Genomic DNA, 876 nt, shown 5'->3' with positions numbered 1-876 from the left:
TGCTTCACCGCGCCCGGCGATGGGAGTACCGACCGTGATGTCCTCGGTACCACTGAGGCGAGCGAGCAACAGTGCCAAGGCCGCATGCACAACCATGAACAGAGTGGAATCGTACTGAGACGCCAAACGCATCAGTGCATTTCGGATGTCGGCCGGTATCTCGAACTTTGTAGTCGCTCCCATAGTCGATTGCCGGCTCGGACGTGGGTGATCGATCGGCAACGGCAACACATCCGGCACATCCGCCAACACTCCCGACCAAAACTCCAACTGCCGCGACACCACAGACCCCGGATCATCCTCACTCCCGAGAACCTCACGCTGCCACAACGTGTAATCCGCATACTGCACCGCCAACGGCTCCCACCCCGGCACACCACCAGCAACCCGAGCGCCATACGCCACCATCACATCAGCAGCAAGAGGCGCCATCGACGCACCATCAGCAGCAATATGATGCACCACAATCGCCAACACGAACTCATCGACACCCACCCGATACAACGACGCCCGAAACGGCACATCCACCGTCACATCGAACCCCGCAGCAGCATCGGCAACAATCCGCTCCTGCACACCCCCCGCATCGAGCTCCACCACCGCCAACTCCACCGCCACATCGGAAACAGACCCGATCAACTGACGCGGCAACTCCCCCACCACCGGGAACGTAGTACGCAACGACTCATGACGAACCAACACATCCCCCACCGCCGCCTCCAACGCAACAACATCGAGCGCACCCGACAACCGCACAGCAAGCGGAATATTGTACGCAGGCGAAGACGTATCGAACTGATTGATGAACCACATACGACTCTGCGCCTGCGACAACGGAATCACCGACGGACGCTCCACCACACCCAACACCGGACG

At 60.0% G+C, this 876-nt stretch carries 1 protein-coding gene; it reads right to left on the bottom strand.

The annotated features are described in order from the left end of the window. On the bottom strand, positions 1-876 hold an 876-nt coding region (locus tag BJD99_RS20560), incomplete at both ends, for a condensation domain-containing protein (protein WP_256895985.1).

This window comes from Rhodococcus sp. 1163 (assembly GCF_002091985.1).
Lineage (GTDB): Bacteria > Actinomycetota > Actinomycetes > Mycobacteriales > Mycobacteriaceae > Rhodococcoides.
The sequence above is the reverse complement of the archived record's forward strand: the minus strand, read 5'-3'. Positions and strand labels throughout refer to the sequence as shown.